Annotated in this window: 14 protein-coding genes and 3 tRNA genes; 9 read left to right on the plus strand and 8 right to left on the minus strand. The window is 64.6% G+C overall.

What is annotated here, in order from left to right:
• Positions 1-122 precede the first annotated feature (122 nt).
• Positions 123-422: a SelT/SelW/SelH family protein gene (locus tag CAL19_RS09675; RefSeq protein WP_026638038.1), complete on the minus strand. Its 300-nt coding sequence runs from the start codon at positions 420-422 to the stop codon at positions 123-125.
• Between the two features lie 251 nt (positions 423-673).
• Between CAL19_RS09675 and CAL19_RS09680 the strand changes: the two genes are divergently transcribed.
• The 7 genes from CAL19_RS09680 to CAL19_RS09710 all read left to right on the plus strand — a co-directional run bounded on the left by CAL19_RS09680 (position 674) and on the right by CAL19_RS09710 (position 6,765).
• On the plus strand, positions 674-1,900 hold the full coding sequence (locus CAL19_RS09680) for an ATP-binding protein (RefSeq protein WP_094796762.1): 1,227 nt from the start codon (positions 674-676) through the stop codon (positions 1,898-1,900).
• Entirely contained in the window at positions 1,897-2,448 is a 552-nt protein-coding gene (locus tag CAL19_RS09685) for a response regulator transcription factor (protein ID WP_026638040.1), read from the plus strand. The genes CAL19_RS09680 and CAL19_RS09685 overlap by 4 nt, the downstream gene beginning before the upstream one ends.
• 243 nt (positions 2,449-2,691) lie before the next feature.
• Positions 2,692-3,600 carry a ubiquinol oxidase subunit II gene (cyoA, locus tag CAL19_RS09690; RefSeq protein ID WP_094796662.1) on the plus strand — a complete coding sequence of 303 codons (909 nt, stop codon included), beginning with the start codon at positions 2,692-2,694 and terminating at the stop codon, positions 3,598-3,600.
• Positions 3,600-5,576 (plus strand): cytochrome o ubiquinol oxidase subunit I, encoded by a 1,977-nt coding sequence (gene cyoB / locus CAL19_RS09695; RefSeq protein ID WP_094796663.1) that lies wholly within the window; start codon positions 3,600-3,602, stop codon positions 5,574-5,576. Before cyoA ends, cyoB begins: the two co-directional genes overlap by 1 nt.
• A 3-nt stretch (positions 5,577-5,579) precedes the next feature.
• A complete protein-coding gene (gene cyoC / locus CAL19_RS09700; protein WP_026638043.1) occupies positions 5,580-6,191 on the plus strand; it encodes a cytochrome o ubiquinol oxidase subunit III in 612 nt (203 codons plus the stop codon).
• Entirely contained in the window at positions 6,191-6,559 is a 369-nt protein-coding gene (gene cyoD / locus CAL19_RS09705; RefSeq protein WP_094796664.1) for a cytochrome o ubiquinol oxidase subunit IV, read from the plus strand. Before cyoC ends, cyoD begins: the two co-directional genes overlap by 1 nt.
• A gap of 130 nt (positions 6,560-6,689) precedes the next feature.
• Positions 6,690-6,765 (plus strand) — tRNA-Val (locus CAL19_RS09710).
• 143 nt (positions 6,766-6,908) lie between these two features.
• Here CAL19_RS09710 and CAL19_RS09715 read toward each other — a convergent pair.
• The 5 genes from CAL19_RS09715 to rnr form a co-directional block, all read right to left on the minus strand.
• Positions 6,909-7,181 (minus strand): HU family DNA-binding protein, encoded by a 273-nt coding sequence (locus CAL19_RS09715; RefSeq protein ID WP_003812968.1) that lies wholly within the window; start codon positions 7,179-7,181, stop codon positions 6,909-6,911.
• Positions 7,182-7,503: 322 nt separating this feature from the next.
• On the minus strand, positions 7,504-8,184 hold the full coding sequence (locus CAL19_RS09720) for a Fe2+-dependent dioxygenase (RefSeq protein ID WP_094796665.1): 681 nt from the start codon (positions 8,182-8,184) through the stop codon (positions 7,504-7,506).
• A gap of 28 nt (positions 8,185-8,212) precedes the next feature.
• Positions 8,213-9,454, minus strand: coding sequence for a cystathionine gamma-synthase family protein (locus tag CAL19_RS09725; RefSeq protein WP_026638046.1), 1,242 nt, complete (start codon positions 9,452-9,454; stop codon positions 8,213-8,215).
• 61 nt (positions 9,455-9,515) lie between these two features.
• The gene (gene rlmB, locus CAL19_RS09730; protein WP_094796666.1) at positions 9,516-10,253 is read right to left on the minus strand and encodes a 23S rRNA (guanosine(2251)-2'-O)-methyltransferase RlmB; all 738 of its coding nucleotides are present in this window, start codon (positions 10,251-10,253) and stop codon (positions 9,516-9,518) included.
• 147 nt (positions 10,254-10,400) lie between these two features.
• Positions 10,401-12,878, minus strand: coding sequence for a ribonuclease R (gene rnr / locus CAL19_RS09735; protein WP_026638048.1), 2,478 nt, complete (start codon positions 12,876-12,878; stop codon positions 10,401-10,403).
• A 138-nt stretch (positions 12,879-13,016) separates the two neighbouring features.
• On the opposite strand from rnr, the gene CAL19_RS09740 reads away from it, so the two are divergent.
• Positions 13,017-13,101: transfer RNA gene (locus CAL19_RS09740), tRNA-Leu, on the plus strand.
• Positions 13,102-13,205: 104 nt separating this feature from the next.
• Here CAL19_RS09740 and CAL19_RS09745 read toward each other — a convergent pair.
• Positions 13,206-13,823: a tRNA-uridine aminocarboxypropyltransferase gene (locus tag CAL19_RS09745; protein ID WP_249276283.1), complete on the minus strand. Its 618-nt coding sequence runs from the start codon at positions 13,821-13,823 to the stop codon at positions 13,206-13,208.
• 111 nt (positions 13,824-13,934) lie between these two features.
• On the opposite strand from CAL19_RS09745, the gene CAL19_RS09750 reads away from it, so the two are divergent.
• A tRNA-Leu gene (locus tag CAL19_RS09750) sits at positions 13,935-14,019 on the plus strand.
• Between the two features lie 118 nt (positions 14,020-14,137).
• Here CAL19_RS09750 and CAL19_RS09755 read toward each other — a convergent pair.
• Positions 14,138-14,578, minus strand: a complete 441-nt coding sequence (locus tag CAL19_RS09755) for a GNAT family N-acetyltransferase (RefSeq protein WP_026638050.1) — start codon at positions 14,576-14,578, stop codon at positions 14,138-14,140.
• Between the last annotated feature and the right edge of the window lie 103 nt (positions 14,579-14,681).

Genomic DNA, 14,681 nt, shown 5'->3' on the forward strand with positions numbered 1-14,681 from the left:
TGTCGGCCGGCCGCGCAACCGGCACCACGCCGGGGAACGCCGGGGCCGGCGAATTCCAAGTCCGACATAATATATTAAATGCGAATGATTCGCACATACTTTTTGAATGCGGCCACGGCCGCTCAAGCGTCCGTCCGCGTGCGGTCAATATGGCCCAGGTCCCGGCCCGGATCCAGGCAATCGCGCACCCGCTGCTTGAGCACCTTGGCGTCCGGGAACCCTCCGTCGACCGTGCGGTCCCAGATGACGCGGTCGTCGTAATGGATGCGGAACACCCCGCCCGTTCCGGGCACCAGCGCGACCGACGCAATATCGGTGCCAAAGGTCGACAGCAATTCTTGCGCCATCCATGCGGCCCGCAACAGCCATTGGCATTGGGTGCAGTACGTAATGCCGATGCGGGGACGATTCCGTGCGTTCATGAAAACTCCAGGAAAAACCAACAGGCGCGAGCCGCGCCCGCGACCGCAGTATGCGCGTATGGCCGCCGGCGGAGCAAGCGTTTCGCTGCAGCGCAGCAAGCGGCCGCAAATCGCAATACAATGCAGGCACGGCGCTCGCTGCACGGGTGCGCGCCTGGCGCCGCCGCACGGCGGGCCTTTACACCGCGGGCTCCCTCGCCCGCCCGGCCTGCCGGCTGCACTGCCGCCTGCGCCGGCCCCTGGTTCTCGACATGTCCGGTAGTTCCTCCAACTCATTCCTACGCACGCTGTGCAGCCTGCGCTGGCTGGCTATCGCGGGCCAGGCGGCGACGGTGCTGGTGGCAAGCGGCCCGCTCGGCCTGAACCTGCCCCTCGGGCCGCTCTGGAGCGGCGTCGCGGCGCTCGTGGCATTCAACCTGTACGCCATCGTGCGCGTGCGCCGCAGCCGTGGCCAAACCGGGCCGGCCGTCGCGTTCGCCCACCTGCTGGTCGATATCGTCGTATTGGCCTGGATGATCACCTGGAGCGGCGGCATCCACAATCCGTTCGGCCTGATGTTCATCATCCTGATCGCGCTGGCGGCGCTCGCATTGCCGCGCGGATGGGCGTTGGCCGCCGCCATGGCGTGCCTGGCCGGCTACGCAGCCTCGGCCATGCTCGGGCAGCCGCTGCAAGGGCAGCACGATCCCTATTCGCTGATACTGTGGGGCATAGGCGCCAGTTTTTTCATTTCTGCCATGGTGGTCCTGTATTTCTCGACCCGCCTGGCGGCAGACCTGCGCAGCCGCGAACGGGAACTGGCCGCGCTGCGCGAGCGCTTCACGCGCAATGAAGGCATCGTGGCGCTGGCCACGCACGCGGCCGCCATGGCCCACGAACTGAACACCCCGCTGGCTACCATGGCCTTGCTAGCAGATGAAATCGCCGCCGAAGCGCAAACAGATGGCCTGCGTGCCGACGCCGCCTTGCTGGGCCAGCTGCTGGCGCTTTGCCGCGAGCGCATACGCAACCTGGCGGTGCCCACCGAAGTCGACCTGGTGCGGGTAGTCAGCCAGTGGCGCCTGGTGCGCCCCACCATAGACCTGCGCCGCACCGGCGAGCTGCCCGCCAGTCTCAGGGTGGAACCTGCCATTGCCCACCTGCTGCAGGCGCTACTGAACAATGCCGCCGACGCCGGCGAAGCCGCCGGCAGCGCGCGCGTGGACCTGCATCTCGAATACCGCGACGGCGCGCTCCAGGGCGAAGTCCGCGACCATGGCCGGGGATTCGACCCCGACCATGCCCTGCTGCCGGCCACCAGCCTGTTTCATAGCGGCAAGCCCGGCGGGCTTGGCGTAGGACTCGCTTTATCGCACGCCACCGTAGAACAACTGGGCGGCGAAATGACCATGACCGCGGCCGACGGAGGAGGCGCCCGCATCCGTTTTTACCTGCCGTTCGCGCCCCGCGCGCCACGCGCCACCGGAACACCAGCATGAACCCATCCGAGCTCGGCCTGTTGATCGATGACGACGAAATCTACGTGCGCACCCTGCAGCGCAGCCTGGCCCGCCATGGCCTGGAAACCCGCATAGCCACAAGCATTGCCGAAGCTCTGCGCGTCGCAGAAGAAATCCTGCCGGCGTTCTCGCTGGTGGATCTGCGGCTGGGCGAAGATTCCGGCCTGACCCTCATCCGCCCCCTGCGCGCGCTGCGCGCCGACATGCGCATCCTGCTGGTAACCGGTTATGCAAGCGTGGCCACTGCAGTAGAAGCGATCAAGCGCGGCGCCGACGACTACCTGCCCAAGCCGGCCACCGCGCCGATGATCCTGCGCACCCTGGGCCTGGCCAAGCCCGAATCCGTCGCCATCGAATCCACCATGACGCCGCTGCACCGGCTGGAATGGGAACACATCCAGCAGGCGCTGCACGAATGCGGGGGCAACGTGTCGGCGGCCGCGCGGCTGCTGGGCATGCATCGGCGCTCGCTGCAACGCAAGCTGGCCAAGAAGCCAGGCCCCGAACGCGACCTTTCCGTGGGCTGATACATCTTCTGCCGGGTGCGACGCGTTGTCGCACCCACCCGGCGGCTCCGCGAGTCGCCTCCCCTGCGACAACCCAGGGTTTCCCCCCATAGCGGCGGATGGCCGCCGAAAAGATGCGACTTTTCGTCGCATGTTTGCGCCGCAGCAAACTATTAGCATGGCGCCTCACCGCAAATTTGCGTTCGCGCAAAGCGTGCGCTGCGACCTTTTGCCTATCACGGCGATCCACCCTCAAGGCTGTACGTGAAACACCCCCACCTTGCCACCTGCGGGCGCATGCTCGGCATCGGTGCGCTCATGCTGCTCGGCGGCTGCACCATGGAAGTGCTCGACCCCAAGGGCGACATTGGCGCCCAAGAAAAGACCCTGATCCTGACCGCCCTGGGGCTGATGCTCCTGATCGTGGTGCCCGTCATCGCGATGACGCTGTACTTCGCATGGAAGTACCGCGCCTCGAACACCAAGGCGGTGTACATGCCGCGCTGGGCGCACTCGACCCGCATCGAAGTGGTGGTGTGGACGATCCCTTGCATCATCGTCGGCATCCTGGCCGTGCTTACCTGGCGCTCGTCGCACGCGCTGGACCCCTACCGCCCCATCGAGTCCACCGTCAAGCCCATCAATATCGACGTGGTGTCGCTGGACTGGAAGTGGCTTTTCATCTACCCCGACTACGACATCGCCACCGTCAACGAGATCGCCTTCCCTGTCGACGCGCCGGTGCATTTCCGCATCACGTCGGCGTCGGTCATGAACTCGTTTTTTATTCCGCAGCTGGGCAGCCAGATCTACTCGATGGCCGGCATGGAAACCAAGCTTCACCTGATTGCACGCGAAGCCGGCACCTACGCAGGCATTTCGGCAAACTACAGCGGCGGCGGATTCTCCGGCATGCGCTTCCAGGCCATCGCCACCTCGCAACAGGGTTTCGACGACTGGATCGCCCAGGCGCGCGCCGCCGGCAACCCGCTGACCCCGCAAACCTACGAGGCCCTGGCCCAGCCCGGCACGCATGCCGCCGTGACCCGGTATTCCAGCGCTCCTACCGGCATGTTCGACTACATCATGCATAACCAGATGAGCAAGATGGCCGGCCTGGATCCCGCCACCTGCACGCCCACCTCAAAGAATCTGATAGCAGGAAACAACTGATGTTCGGCAAACTGACCCTAGACGCCGTTCCCTACCACGACCCCATCATCCTGGGGACGCTGGTCGCGTGCGTGATCCTGGGAACCGCCCTGGTAGGCGCGGTGACTTACTACGGCAAGTGGAAGTATCTGTGGACTGAATGGCTGACGTCGGTCGACCACAAGCGCATCGGCGTCATGTACATCATCGTGGCGCTGGTCATGCTGCTGCGCGGCTTCGCCGATGCCATCATGATGCGCACCCAGCAGGCGGTGGCCGCCGGCGATGCGGCCGGCATATTGCCGCCGCACCATTATGACCAGATCTTCACCGCGCACGGCGTGATCATGATCTTCTTCATGGCCATGCCTTTCATCACCGGCCTGATGAACATCGTAGTGCCCCTGCAGATCGGCGCGCGCGACGTGGCCTACCCGTTCCTGAATTCGCTGAGCTTCTGGCTGTTCGGCGCCGGCGTCGTGCTGATGATGCTGTCGCTGTTCGTGGGCGAGTTCGCCGCGACGGGCTGGCTGGCCTATCCGCCGCTGTCGGGCCTGGATTACAGCCCGGGCGTCGGGGTCGACTATTACCTGTGGGCGCTGCAGATATCAGGGCTGGGCACGACGCTCAGCGGCATCAACTTCATCGTCACCATCCTGCGCATGCGCGCGCCGGGCATGGGCCTGATGAAGATGCCCGTCTTTACCTGGACGGCGCTGGTCACCAACGTGCTGATCGTGGCCGCCTTCCCGGTGCTCGCCGCCACGCTGGCGCTGCTGACCGCCGACCGCTACCTGGGCACGCACTTCTTCACAAATGATCTTGGCGGCAACGTCATGATGTACGTGAACCTGATCTGGATCTGGGGTCACCCCGAGGTCTATATCCTGATCCTGCCGTGCTTCGGCGCGTTCTCGGAAATCGTCGCCACGTACTGCAAGAAGCCGCTGTTCGGCTACAAGTCGATGGTATACGCCACCGCGGCGATTGGCGTCCTGTCGTTCCTGGTGTGGCTGCACCACTTCTTCACCATGGGGTCGGGCGCCAACGTCAATGCGTTCTTCGGCATCATGACGATGATCATCTCGGTGCCCACGGGGGTGAAGGTCTTCAACTGGCTCTTCACCATGTACCGCGGGCGCGTGGAAATGACCTCGCCCATGCTGTGGACCGTGGGGTTCATGGTCACCTTCGTCATCGGCGGCATGACCGGCGTGCTGATGGCCATTCCCGCCGTATCGTTCGTGCTGCACAACAGCCTGTTCCTGATCGCGCACTTCCATAACGTGATCATCGGCGGCGTGGTGTTCGGCTGCATCGCCGCGATGACGTACTGGTTTCCCAAGGCCTTCGGCTTCAAACTGAACGAGCGCCTGGGCAAGTATTCGTTCTGGTGCTGGCTGGTGGGCTTCTACCTGGCCTTCATGCCGCTGTACATCCTGGGCTTCAAGGGCATGACCCGCCGGTTGAACCATTACGACAACCCCGACTGGCAACCCTATCTCATCGTCGCCCTGGTCGGCGCCTGCTTCGTGGCGCTGGGCATCTGGTTCCTGCTGCAACAAGTGTTCGTCAGCATCCGCGACCGCAAGCAGAACCTGGACATCACGGGCGACCCCTGGGGCGGCCGTACGCTCGAATGGTCGATTCCGTCACCCGCGCCGTTCTACAACTTTGCGCACGTGCCCCATGTCGAGCACCTGGACCAGCACTGGGAAAACAAGGAAAAAGGCGTGGCACACGTCCGGCCGGCCAGCTACGAAGACATCCACATGCCGCGCAATACGGCGGCCGGCGTCTACATCGGCGCCTTCGGGCTGGCCATGTGCTTCGGCCTGATCTGGCACATCTGGTGGATGGCCATCGTGGGCCTGGTCGGCATGATCGGCAGCTTCATCGTGCGCGCCTATGACCGCGACATCGATTACTACGTGCCCGCGGCCGAAGTCGAGCGCATCGAGTCCGCCCATTTTGCCAATCTATCGAAAGCCGCCTGAGCCATGACCCAAGCTGTCACCACCCTGCCCCATGGGGCCGGCCACGCCGGACACCATGACGATGGATCCAAGACCGTGTTCGGATTCTGGATCTACCTGATGAGCGACTTGCTGATCTTTTCAGTATTGTTCGCCACGTTTGCCGTGCTGTCGCAGGCCACCGCCGGCGGCCCCACGGGCAAAGAGCTGTTCGACCTGAAGTTCGTACTTACCGAGACCATGCTGCTGCTGGTCAGCAGTTTCACCTTCGGCATGGCCATGTTGAACATGCATGCGGCCAACAAGCGCCGCGTCATCGGCTGGCTGTGGGTGACGTTCCTGTTCGGAGCGGGCTTCATCGCCATGGAAGTGTACGAATTCCACCACCTGATCAGCATCGGCGCGGGCCCGCAGCGCAGCGCCTACCTGTCGGCCTTCTTCATGCTCATCGGCACCCACGGGCTGCACGTCACGTTCGGCCTGGTGTGGATCGTGGTAATGGTGGACATGCTGCGCCGCCACGGACTCGATTCCACCAACACCCGCCGCCTGGCATGCCTGAGCCTGTTCTGGCACTTCCTGGACATTGTCTGGATCTGCGTGTTTACCTTCGTCTATCTCATGGGAGCGCTCTGATGCCGCACCATACGACCTCTGCCGGCCACGACCGGGATCACCACGACAGCGCCGCCCATGGCACCCTGAAATCGTACCTGGTGGGCTTCGGCCTTTCGATCATCCTGACGTTGCTGTCGTTCGGCCTGGTGATGGCCGATGCCGTGCCGCAGCGCCTGGCGCTGCCCGGCATCGTGGTGCTGTGCGTCGTGCAGCTGCTGGTGCAGCTGGTGTACTTCCTGCACATGGGCACTTCGCCCTCGCAACGCGACAACCTCTCGGTGTTCGTGTTCTCGGTATTCGTCATAGCCATCATCGTGGGCGGCTCGGCCTGGGTATTGCACAACATGAACGCCAACATGATGCATCCCATGCCCGCCGGCATGTAACCGATGACCGCCGCAGGCAAGATGCGGCAAGTGTGCGCCGGCAGCTACGGCGAATGCATTTGCGGCATGCCTGCGGCTCCGGTATACTGCGCAGCGCGTTGCTGCCATGCAGTCACGCGAACGGCAGAGGGGGTGCTTAGCTCAGTTGGTAGAGCGGCGCCCTTACAAGGCGTAGGTCACAGGTTCGACCCCTGTAGCACCCACCACCCCCCGCATCAAGGCACCCGGCATCGGGTGCCTTTTTGTTTGCAGTGTGGCCAAAAAATACTAAAGCCCTTGAGGCCGCGCCAGGCGCCGATCAAGGGCTTCAGGGTTGCGGCGCCCCGGGCGCCGCACGATGCGTCGTCAATCAGTTGACGGCGTCTTTCAGGGCCTTGCCGGGACGGAACTTCGGCACCTTGGCCTTCTTGATCTTGATCGTTTCGCCCGTGCGCGGGTTGCGGCCCGTGCGAGCGGCGCGCGCCGAAACGGCGAACGTGCCGAAGCCCACCAGCGTGACCGTACCGCCCTTCTTGAGCGTGGTCTTGACAGCACCGATCAGGGCGTCAAGCGAACGGCCGGCAGCAGCCTTGGAAATATCAGCCTTGCTGGCGATATGATCGATGAGTTCGGTTTTGTTCATTCAGGTTTACCCCTCACGGTATTTGGTTCTGTCGGGCGCGCCGCGGCTTTCGAGTGTGGATCTCGGGTGCCGGCAGGCGGAAGAACGGACGAGTGGAATGCTTCTGGGCACTACCAAGCGCAACTGCAAAATTGCTGCGTCGCGGAGACTTTGCCGCACGCTATGGCGGCGAAGTGTCAGCGACGCAGAGACGTATTAGGCCTTGCGCCGAAGCGGCTGTCAAGAGGAAAACTAGCCAAGAACCGCGCCAATACTGGCTGACAGAGGCGCGCCGCATAAGTACATTTGCGTTCGCGCATGCCGCGCCGGCAGCACGCGTGTTTCAGACTTCGGCCCAGCGGCGCAGCAGATTGTGGTACACGCCGGTGAGCTGCACAATGGACGGATGCCCTGCCGCGTCCTGGTTCAGGCGCTGGATCGCCACATCCATGTCCAGCAGCAACGCGCGCTGGCTGTCCTCGCGCACCAGGCTCTGCATCCAGAAAAACGCGCTGATGCGAGCACCCCGCGTAACCGGATTCACCTTGTGCAGACTTGTACCCGGATACAACACCATGTGCCCGGCCGGCAGCTTGACCGCACGCGGCCCGTACGTGTCGTCCACCACCAATTCGCCGCCGTCGTACGACGCCGGATCAGAGAAAAACAGGGTGGCCGACAAGTCGGTGCGCACCCGTTCGCTGGAGCCGGGCACGGCGCGCACGGCATTGTCGACGTGATAGCCGAAAGCCTCGCCGCCTTCGTAGCGATTGAACAACGGCGGGAATATCTTGCAAGGCAGCGCCGCCGACATGAAGAGATTGTTGGCCGACAGCCGCTGCAGAATCTGGTTGCCCAACTCCTGGGCAAGCGGATGCTGCTCGGGCAGCTGCCTGTTGCGCTTGACCTGGGCCGACTGGTGGCCGGCGGTGGCGCGGCCGTCTACCCAGTCGGCCTCTTGCAGGCGACGGCGGATCTGCGCCGCTTCTTCGGCGCTGAAAACTTCTGCAATGTGTATAAGCATGGCAAGCCTGCGAGCAGGACGGCGCGAATTACGCCAGACAGGCCGATAGCGCCTGGTCGAAGTCGTGCAGCAGGTCCGCCTGGTCTTCAATGCCCACGGACACCCGGATCAGGCTGTCCGAAATCCCCATCTCGGCGCGACGCGCCGCCCCCATCTCGTAATAGATGGTGTGTGCCGCGGGTAGCGCCAGGCTGCGCGTGTCGCCCAGATGCGTGGCCATCAGCACGACCTTCAGGCGATTCAGGAAATCAAAACAATCCACGCCCGCAGCCAGCTCAATGCCCAGAAGCCCGCCATAACGTTGTCCGAAAAGTTCGGCGGCCCGCTGGTGCTGTGGATGGCTGGGCAGGCCTGGGTAATGCACTTTCGACACGCCCGGATGCGCGTCGAGCATGCGGGCCAGGGCCAGCGCATTGCTGCAATGCGCCGCCATGCGCAGCGCGAGCGTCTCGGAACCGATGGCGATGCGATGCGCCGAATCGGCCGACAAGGTGCCGCCCATATCGCGCAGGCCCTTCTTCTTGATCTGCAACAGCCCCCAGCCGGTAGGCGGCCCCTTGCGGTAGCTGTCGTGGATGTTCGGATAGTTCGACCAGTCGTACAGGCCGGTGTCGGTGATGGCGCCGCCCAATGCATGGCCATGCCCGCCTATGTATTTGGACAGCGAATTCATCACCAGCGACGCCCCCACCGAGCGTCCCTGCAGCAACCAGGGCGAGGTCAGTGTGTTGTCGACCATATACACCAGCCCCCGCTCGCGGCAGAGTGCGCCGATGCCGGCCAGGTCGGCCAGCTGGGTGCCGGGGTTGGCGATGGTTTCGGTAAACACCATGCGGGTATTGGGCCGCAGTGCGGCCCGCACCTGCGCCACGTCGGTGGGATCCACGTAGCTGACTTCGACGCCGAGTTCCGACAGCGTGCCCAGCAGGCTGTTCGTGTTGCCGAAAACATAGTGGCTGGACAACAGGTGGTCGCCCTTGCGCAGCAGTGTCGAAAACACCGCGGCCAGCGAAGCCATGCCCGTGGCGAAGGTAACCGTGCCGGCGCCCTGCTCCATGCCGGTGATCTTCGCTTCCAGCGCGGTGGTGGTGGGCGTGCCCTGCCGTCCGTACGTAAAGCCTGCCTTGCCCTGAAACACGGCGGCCAGTTCGCGCGCGTCTTCGTAGGCGAACTCGGACGACGTATGGATGGGCTGGTGCACAGCGCCATGCTCAACGGCGCGCTGACGGTCGGAATGAAGAATGGCGGTGGTAAAGCCGATCTGGTGCATGATGAAATAGGAATCTAGGCGGCGCGTTGCGCCACAAGGAAATGGGCCCGGCGCAGAAAGTTTACTCCTGGCGCTGGCGCACGGCCTCGTACAGGCATACGGCGCTGGCCACGCTGACGTTCAGGCTCTCCACCGATCCCAGCATGGGGATGTTGACCAACTGGTCGCAGGTTTCGCGCGTCAGGCGGCGCATTCCCTCGCCTTCGGCTCCCATTACCCAGGCCAGCGGCTGGCGCGCATCGACGGCATGCAGGCTGTCGGGGGCCTGGTCGTCGGTGCCCACCACCCATATGCCGCGCTCTTTCAGCGCGCGCAAGGTGCGGGCAAGGTTTGTGACGGTTATGTACGGAACCGTATCGGCGGCGCCGCACGCCACCCGCTGCACGGTGCTGTTCAACCCCACCGCCCGGTCGCGCGGCGCCACGACAGCGTGCACGCCCGCGGCATCGGCCGTGCGCAGGCAGGCGCCAAGATTGTGCGGGTCGGTCACGCCGTCCAGCACCAGCAACAGCGCGGGCCCCTCTATCGTGTCCAGCACTTCGTCCACGTCCACGGCCAGCTGACGTTGGTCGGCCAGGGCGACCACGCCCTGGTGGCGGGTGCCGCGCGCCAGGCCATCGAGCCGCTCGGCAGACACCGGATGCACGCGCCGCCCCGCGCGTTCGGCCTGCTCCAGGAATGCCAGCATGCGCTTGTCGCGACGCGATGCCTCGACGTAGATGTCTTTGACTGAGTCGGGCGCGTGGCGCAACCGCGCCACCACCGCATGAAATCCCGCCAGGACTTGGGCCGACGCCATGAAACTTTCACCTTAATCTTGGGTAACGGAAGGCCGGCCGCCAAGGGCCGGCTGCCCCGGCGCGCCCGGGGACATTTCCGCCATGTTACTGCGTGCGCAAGCCGCGCGCCGGCGGCGCGCCAAGGCACGCCGCCGGCCTGGGGAGCATCAGCGCCGCGTGCGCGAGGCTGTCTTGGTGGCCGCGCCGCGCTTCTTGGCCGCAGGCGCCGGCTTGGCCGCCTTCTTGGCCTCGGCGCGCCGCTGCTTGGCGGTCTGGCCCTTCAGCGCCTCGGGCTTGGGCGCGGCAGCCTTCTTGATCTTGCGCGGCTCGTCGGGGTTGCGCGAAGCTGCCTTGCGCAGCGCCTCGAAGCTGGTGCCCTTGACCAGCCGGAACTCGATGCGGCGCGCTTCCAGATCGACACGCGACACCTGCACCTGCACCTTGTCGGTAAGCCGGTAGCGCATGCCTGTGCGCTCGCCGCGCAGTTCATGCAGCGATTCGTTGAACTGGAAATACTCGCCGCCCAACTCGGAAACGTGCACCAGGCCTTCCACGTGCAAGGTGTCCAGCGTCACGAACACGCCGAAACTCGCCACGCCGGTCACCGTACCGCTGAAATCCTCGCCCACGCGCTCTTTCACGAACCAGCACTTCAGCCAGGCCTCGACATCGCGCGAAGCCTCGTCGGCGCGCCGTTCGCTGGCCGACAGCAGCAGGCCGAGCTTTTCCCAGGTGGCGTGCTCGTGCTCGCGCTGGGTGCGGCCAATCACCACGGGCTGGTCCTCAAGACCCGGGACGTAGCGCTTGCCGGCCAGCAACGCCTTGATCACCCGGTGCGTCAGCAGGTCGGGATAACGACGGATGGGCGAAGTGAAATGGCTGTAGGCGGGATACGCCAGGCCGAAATGGCCGACGTTCTCTGGGCTGTAGATTGCCTGCTGCATCGAGCGCAGGCACATCGTCTGCAGCAACTGGAAGTCCGGCCTGCCGCGCACGCTGTCAAGAAACTCGCCGTAATCCTTGGCGGTGGGGTCGTCGCCGCCGCCAAGCGCAAGGCCCATGGTGCGCAGGAACTCGCGCAGCGATGTCAGCCGTTCGGGCGTGGGGCCTTCATGGATGCGATACAGGCCGGGATGCTTGCTGCGCACCATAAAATCGGCCGCGCAAGTGTTGGCGGCCAGCATGCATTCTTCGATGAGCTTGTGCGCGTCGTTGCGCACCACGCCCACGATCTGTTCGATGCGGCCCAGCTCATTGCAGACGATCTTCGTCTCGACGGTGTCGAAATCGATCGCCCCGCGCTTTCTGCGCTGTTGCGACAGCAGCTGGTAGAGCTCGTGCAGATGGCGCACGTGCGGCATGAGGTCGCCCAGCGCATGAGCCACCGGGCCTCCCGGCTGCTGCAGCGCCTCCCAGACCTGCGTGTAGGTGGTGCGCGCATGCGAATTCATCACCGCGTTGTAGAACTGGTAGGCAGTGACAGTGCCCGCCTTGGCCCCGCTGGCCGGTATCACCATGTCGCAGACCAGCACCAGGCGGTCGACCTGCGGGTTCAGCGAACACAGGCCGTTGGACAGCGATTCCGGCAGCATGGGGATGACCCGCCTCGGGAAATACACGCTGGTGCCGCGCTCGATCGCGTCGCCGTCCAGCGCATCGCCCGGGGTCACGTAATGGCTGACGTCGGCGATGGCCACCAACAGCCGCCAGCCGGGGCGCTTGCGCGCAGCCGTGCCGAGCTCCACCGGCTCGCAGTACACGGCGTCATCGAAATCGCGCGCATCCTCGCCGTCGATGGTGATCAGCGGCACGTCGCGCAGGTCGATGCGGTCTTTCAGGTCCGCCTTGCGCACCACGTCGGGCAGCCGCGCCGCCTGGCGGGCGGCAGGCTCCGAGAACTCGACCGGCACGTCGAACTTGCGCACCGCAATCTCGATTTCCATGCCCGGGTCGTCGATTTCGCCCAGCACCTCGGCGACGCGGCCCAGGGGCTGTGTATGGCGGGTGGGCTGCTCGATGATCTGCACCGACACCACCTGGCCATGCTGCGCCCCGTTGGTATCGCTGGGCGGAATCAGAATATCGTGCTTGATGCGCTGGTCTTCGGGCACGACGATAGACAGCCCATGCTCATGCAGAAAGCGGCCCACCAGCTTGTTGGTGCGCCGCTCGATCACCTCGACGATCGTGCCTTCGGGCTTGCCGCGGTATTCGCCCGAAGGCTTCACCAGCACACGGTCGCCATGCAGCACCTTGAGCATCTCGCGCGGCGACAAGAACAGGTCCGGCCCGCCATCATCGCGCAGCAGGAAGCCGAAACCATCGCGATGCCCTTGCACCTTGCCGGCCACGAAATCAAGCTTGGTGGCAAGCAGCAGCACCCCCTTGCGGTTGGGCATCAGCTGGCCATCTCGTTCCATGGCCGCCAGGCGGCGCTCGAAACCCACCAGGGTTTCCGGCCGCAGCACATCCATGCGTTCGGCCAGCTCGACCGGCGACAATGGCGCCCCCGCCGAACGCAGGGTTGCAAGAATAGCCTCGCGGGACGGGACGTCGGGGTCGAAATCCGGAGGCGTTTCGGGCAATACGAATCCTGATCTGCCGTTGTTATTGTTGTTTGAATCTTTGTTCGATCGTTTTGCCAAAGTTGGAAATCCTGTATATAATCTTTTGCTTCTGTGGTCTGCCCAAGGCTGATCACTGCAGCGAGACCTTATGGTAAACCACGTAGCGCGTTGCCAGTAATTGCAGCGTATCACACTACACCGTAAGTTTTGCTCAGTGCCCAGGTGGCGGAATTGGTAGACGCGCATGGTTCAGGTCCATGTGCCGCAAGGTGTGGAGGTTCGAGTCCTCTCCTGGGCACCACGGAATTCCGGCAATTCGGCACAACCGAATGCCAACCCAGCCCCCGGCAGCTTCAGGCTCCCGGGGGTTGTTTTTTGTCCACTGCGCCTGCCGCGCCCCGCTGCTCAGTCCGGATCTTGCCGTCCGCGCAGCGCGCGCGGGCCGGCGCGCCGCACATGGTCGCGCTCGTAGCGCGCACGCCCCATGGCGGAAATCTGGCCCGCCACCAGCGCCTCGAACGGCTTGAGCAGCGCGTCGTATGAGCGCGGCGACTCCAGCGCCTGCAGCGCGGCGGCAATCGCCTCGATGGTCGACAGCGCGCCCGGCTCCCCCGCATGACGCACCCGGTAGCGCGAGGTCAGCCCCGGCGGCAACGTGACGCGCGGCAACTCGGCCAGGCTGGCGTGCCTGGCAAGCAATTGGCGCGCGTGGCGCCAAGTACCGTCGGGCACCACCAGCACGCGTGGCGCCGCGTCCGGTGGCGTCGCGCCGGGCGTCAGCGCCTGCGCAGTCTCGCCGGGAAAAAGCAGGCAGGGTTCATACCCGGGAATCCGCCACAGGCCGGGGTCGAATTCCGTTCCTGCGTGCAGGCTGGCATTGCGCAGGCCCAGCACAGCCAGGCGCGCGGTATTGAGCGCATGACGCGCCTCATCCGGATGTTGCAGCACCACCACGCGCGTACGGCTGTCCAGGTCCGGAATCAGCGGACACAGGCAATGCGCCTGTGGCCGCTGGCAGCGCATGCAAACGGGCCGCCTTCCGGCGCCCAAGTTGCGCGCCGTCTGAAAAGTGTGCATAATGCGCGTCCTCTGATATTCAAACGCGATTAAACAACACCGCGCCCGAATAACAGCGCCCAGGTGGCGGAATTGGTAGACGCGCATGGTTCAGGTCCATGTGCCGCAAGGTGTGGAGGTTCGAGTCCTCTCCTGGGCACCAATTACTACATCGCGTTTACCTGCGCGATGCGCCAGAAACCCGATCGTCCTGCCGGACGCTCGGGTTTTTTTATTGCCCGGCGCAGGTCTGCGCCGGTGCTGCCGGGCGGCCCGCTCGCCTAGCCGGCCAAATTTCGGCTCATGGCAACGTGGCTGATACCGGCTTCCATGAATTCGTCCCCCTGCGCGACAAAGCCGTGGGCCTCGTAAAAGTGGCGGGCGTGGGTCTGGGCGTGCAGCACCAGCATCCGATGCCCGTCGCCCCGCCCTTGCGAAATCAACGCATCCAGCACCTGCCCGCCGACTCCGGCGCCGCGCAACGCCTTGCGCACCGCCATGCGGCCGATGTGGCCGTCGGGCAGGAGCCTGCCGGTTGCGACCGGCGTGCCCCGCTCATCGTAGGCCACCGCATGCACGGAAACGGCGTCGTTGTCATCGAGTTCGATGTCGGGCGCAACGCCCTGCTCCACCACGAAAACTTCGTGTCGTACCACATAGGCGTCATCGCGCAGGCGGTCCCAGGTTCCCAGAACGATGCGGATGGCGGGCGAAGTCGGCATGGCAGATCTCCAGAAGTCGATGAGGGCGTTCGCGCCCACGCACAGGCGTAGATTTTCGCAGGCAACGCGGCTGGCGCAAACCCGCCGGCACAGTAGAATGTGC

The organism is Bordetella genomosp. 7 (genome assembly GCF_002261265.1).
Classification (GTDB): domain Bacteria; phylum Pseudomonadota; class Gammaproteobacteria; order Burkholderiales; family Burkholderiaceae_B; genus Bordetella_A.

Excerpts from the sequence above, each read along its gene's own strand:
- CAL19_RS09680 (WP_094796762.1), top strand. The coding sequence starts at position 674 with ATGTCCGGTAGTTCCTCCAACTCATTCCTACGCACGCTGTGCAGCCTG.
- CAL19_RS09755 (WP_026638050.1), bottom strand. The coding sequence starts at position 14,578 with ATGCCGACTTCGCCCGCCATCCGCATCGTTCTGGGAACCTGGGACCGC.
- cyoB (WP_094796663.1), top strand. The coding sequence starts at position 3,600 with ATGTTCGGCAAACTGACCCTAGACGCCGTTCCCTACCACGACCCCATC.
- cyoD (WP_094796664.1), top strand. The coding sequence starts at position 6,191 with ATGCCGCACCATACGACCTCTGCCGGCCACGACCGGGATCACCACGAC.
- CAL19_RS09685 (WP_026638040.1), top strand. The coding sequence starts at position 1,897 with ATGAACCCATCCGAGCTCGGCCTGTTGATCGATGACGACGAAATCTAC.
- CAL19_RS09715 (WP_003812968.1), bottom strand. The coding sequence starts at position 7,181 with ATGAACAAAACCGAACTCATCGATCATATCGCCAGCAAGGCTGATATT.
- CAL19_RS09675 (WP_026638038.1), bottom strand. The coding sequence starts at position 422 with ATGAACGCACGGAATCGTCCCCGCATCGGCATTACGTACTGCACCCAA.
- CAL19_RS09725 (WP_026638046.1), bottom strand. The coding sequence starts at position 9,454 with ATGCACCAGATCGGCTTTACCACCGCCATTCTTCATTCCGACCGTCAG.
- cyoC (WP_026638043.1), top strand. The coding sequence starts at position 5,580 with ATGACCCAAGCTGTCACCACCCTGCCCCATGGGGCCGGCCACGCCGGA.
- CAL19_RS09720 (WP_094796665.1), bottom strand. The coding sequence starts at position 8,184 with ATGCTTATACACATTGCAGAAGTTTTCAGCGCCGAAGAAGCGGCGCAG.
- rlmB (WP_094796666.1), bottom strand. The coding sequence starts at position 10,253 with ATGGCGTCGGCCCAAGTCCTGGCGGGATTTCATGCGGTGGTGGCGCGG.
- CAL19_RS09745 (WP_249276283.1), bottom strand. The coding sequence starts at position 13,823 with ATGCGCTGCCAGCGGCCACAGGCGCATTGCCTGTGTCCGCTGATTCCG.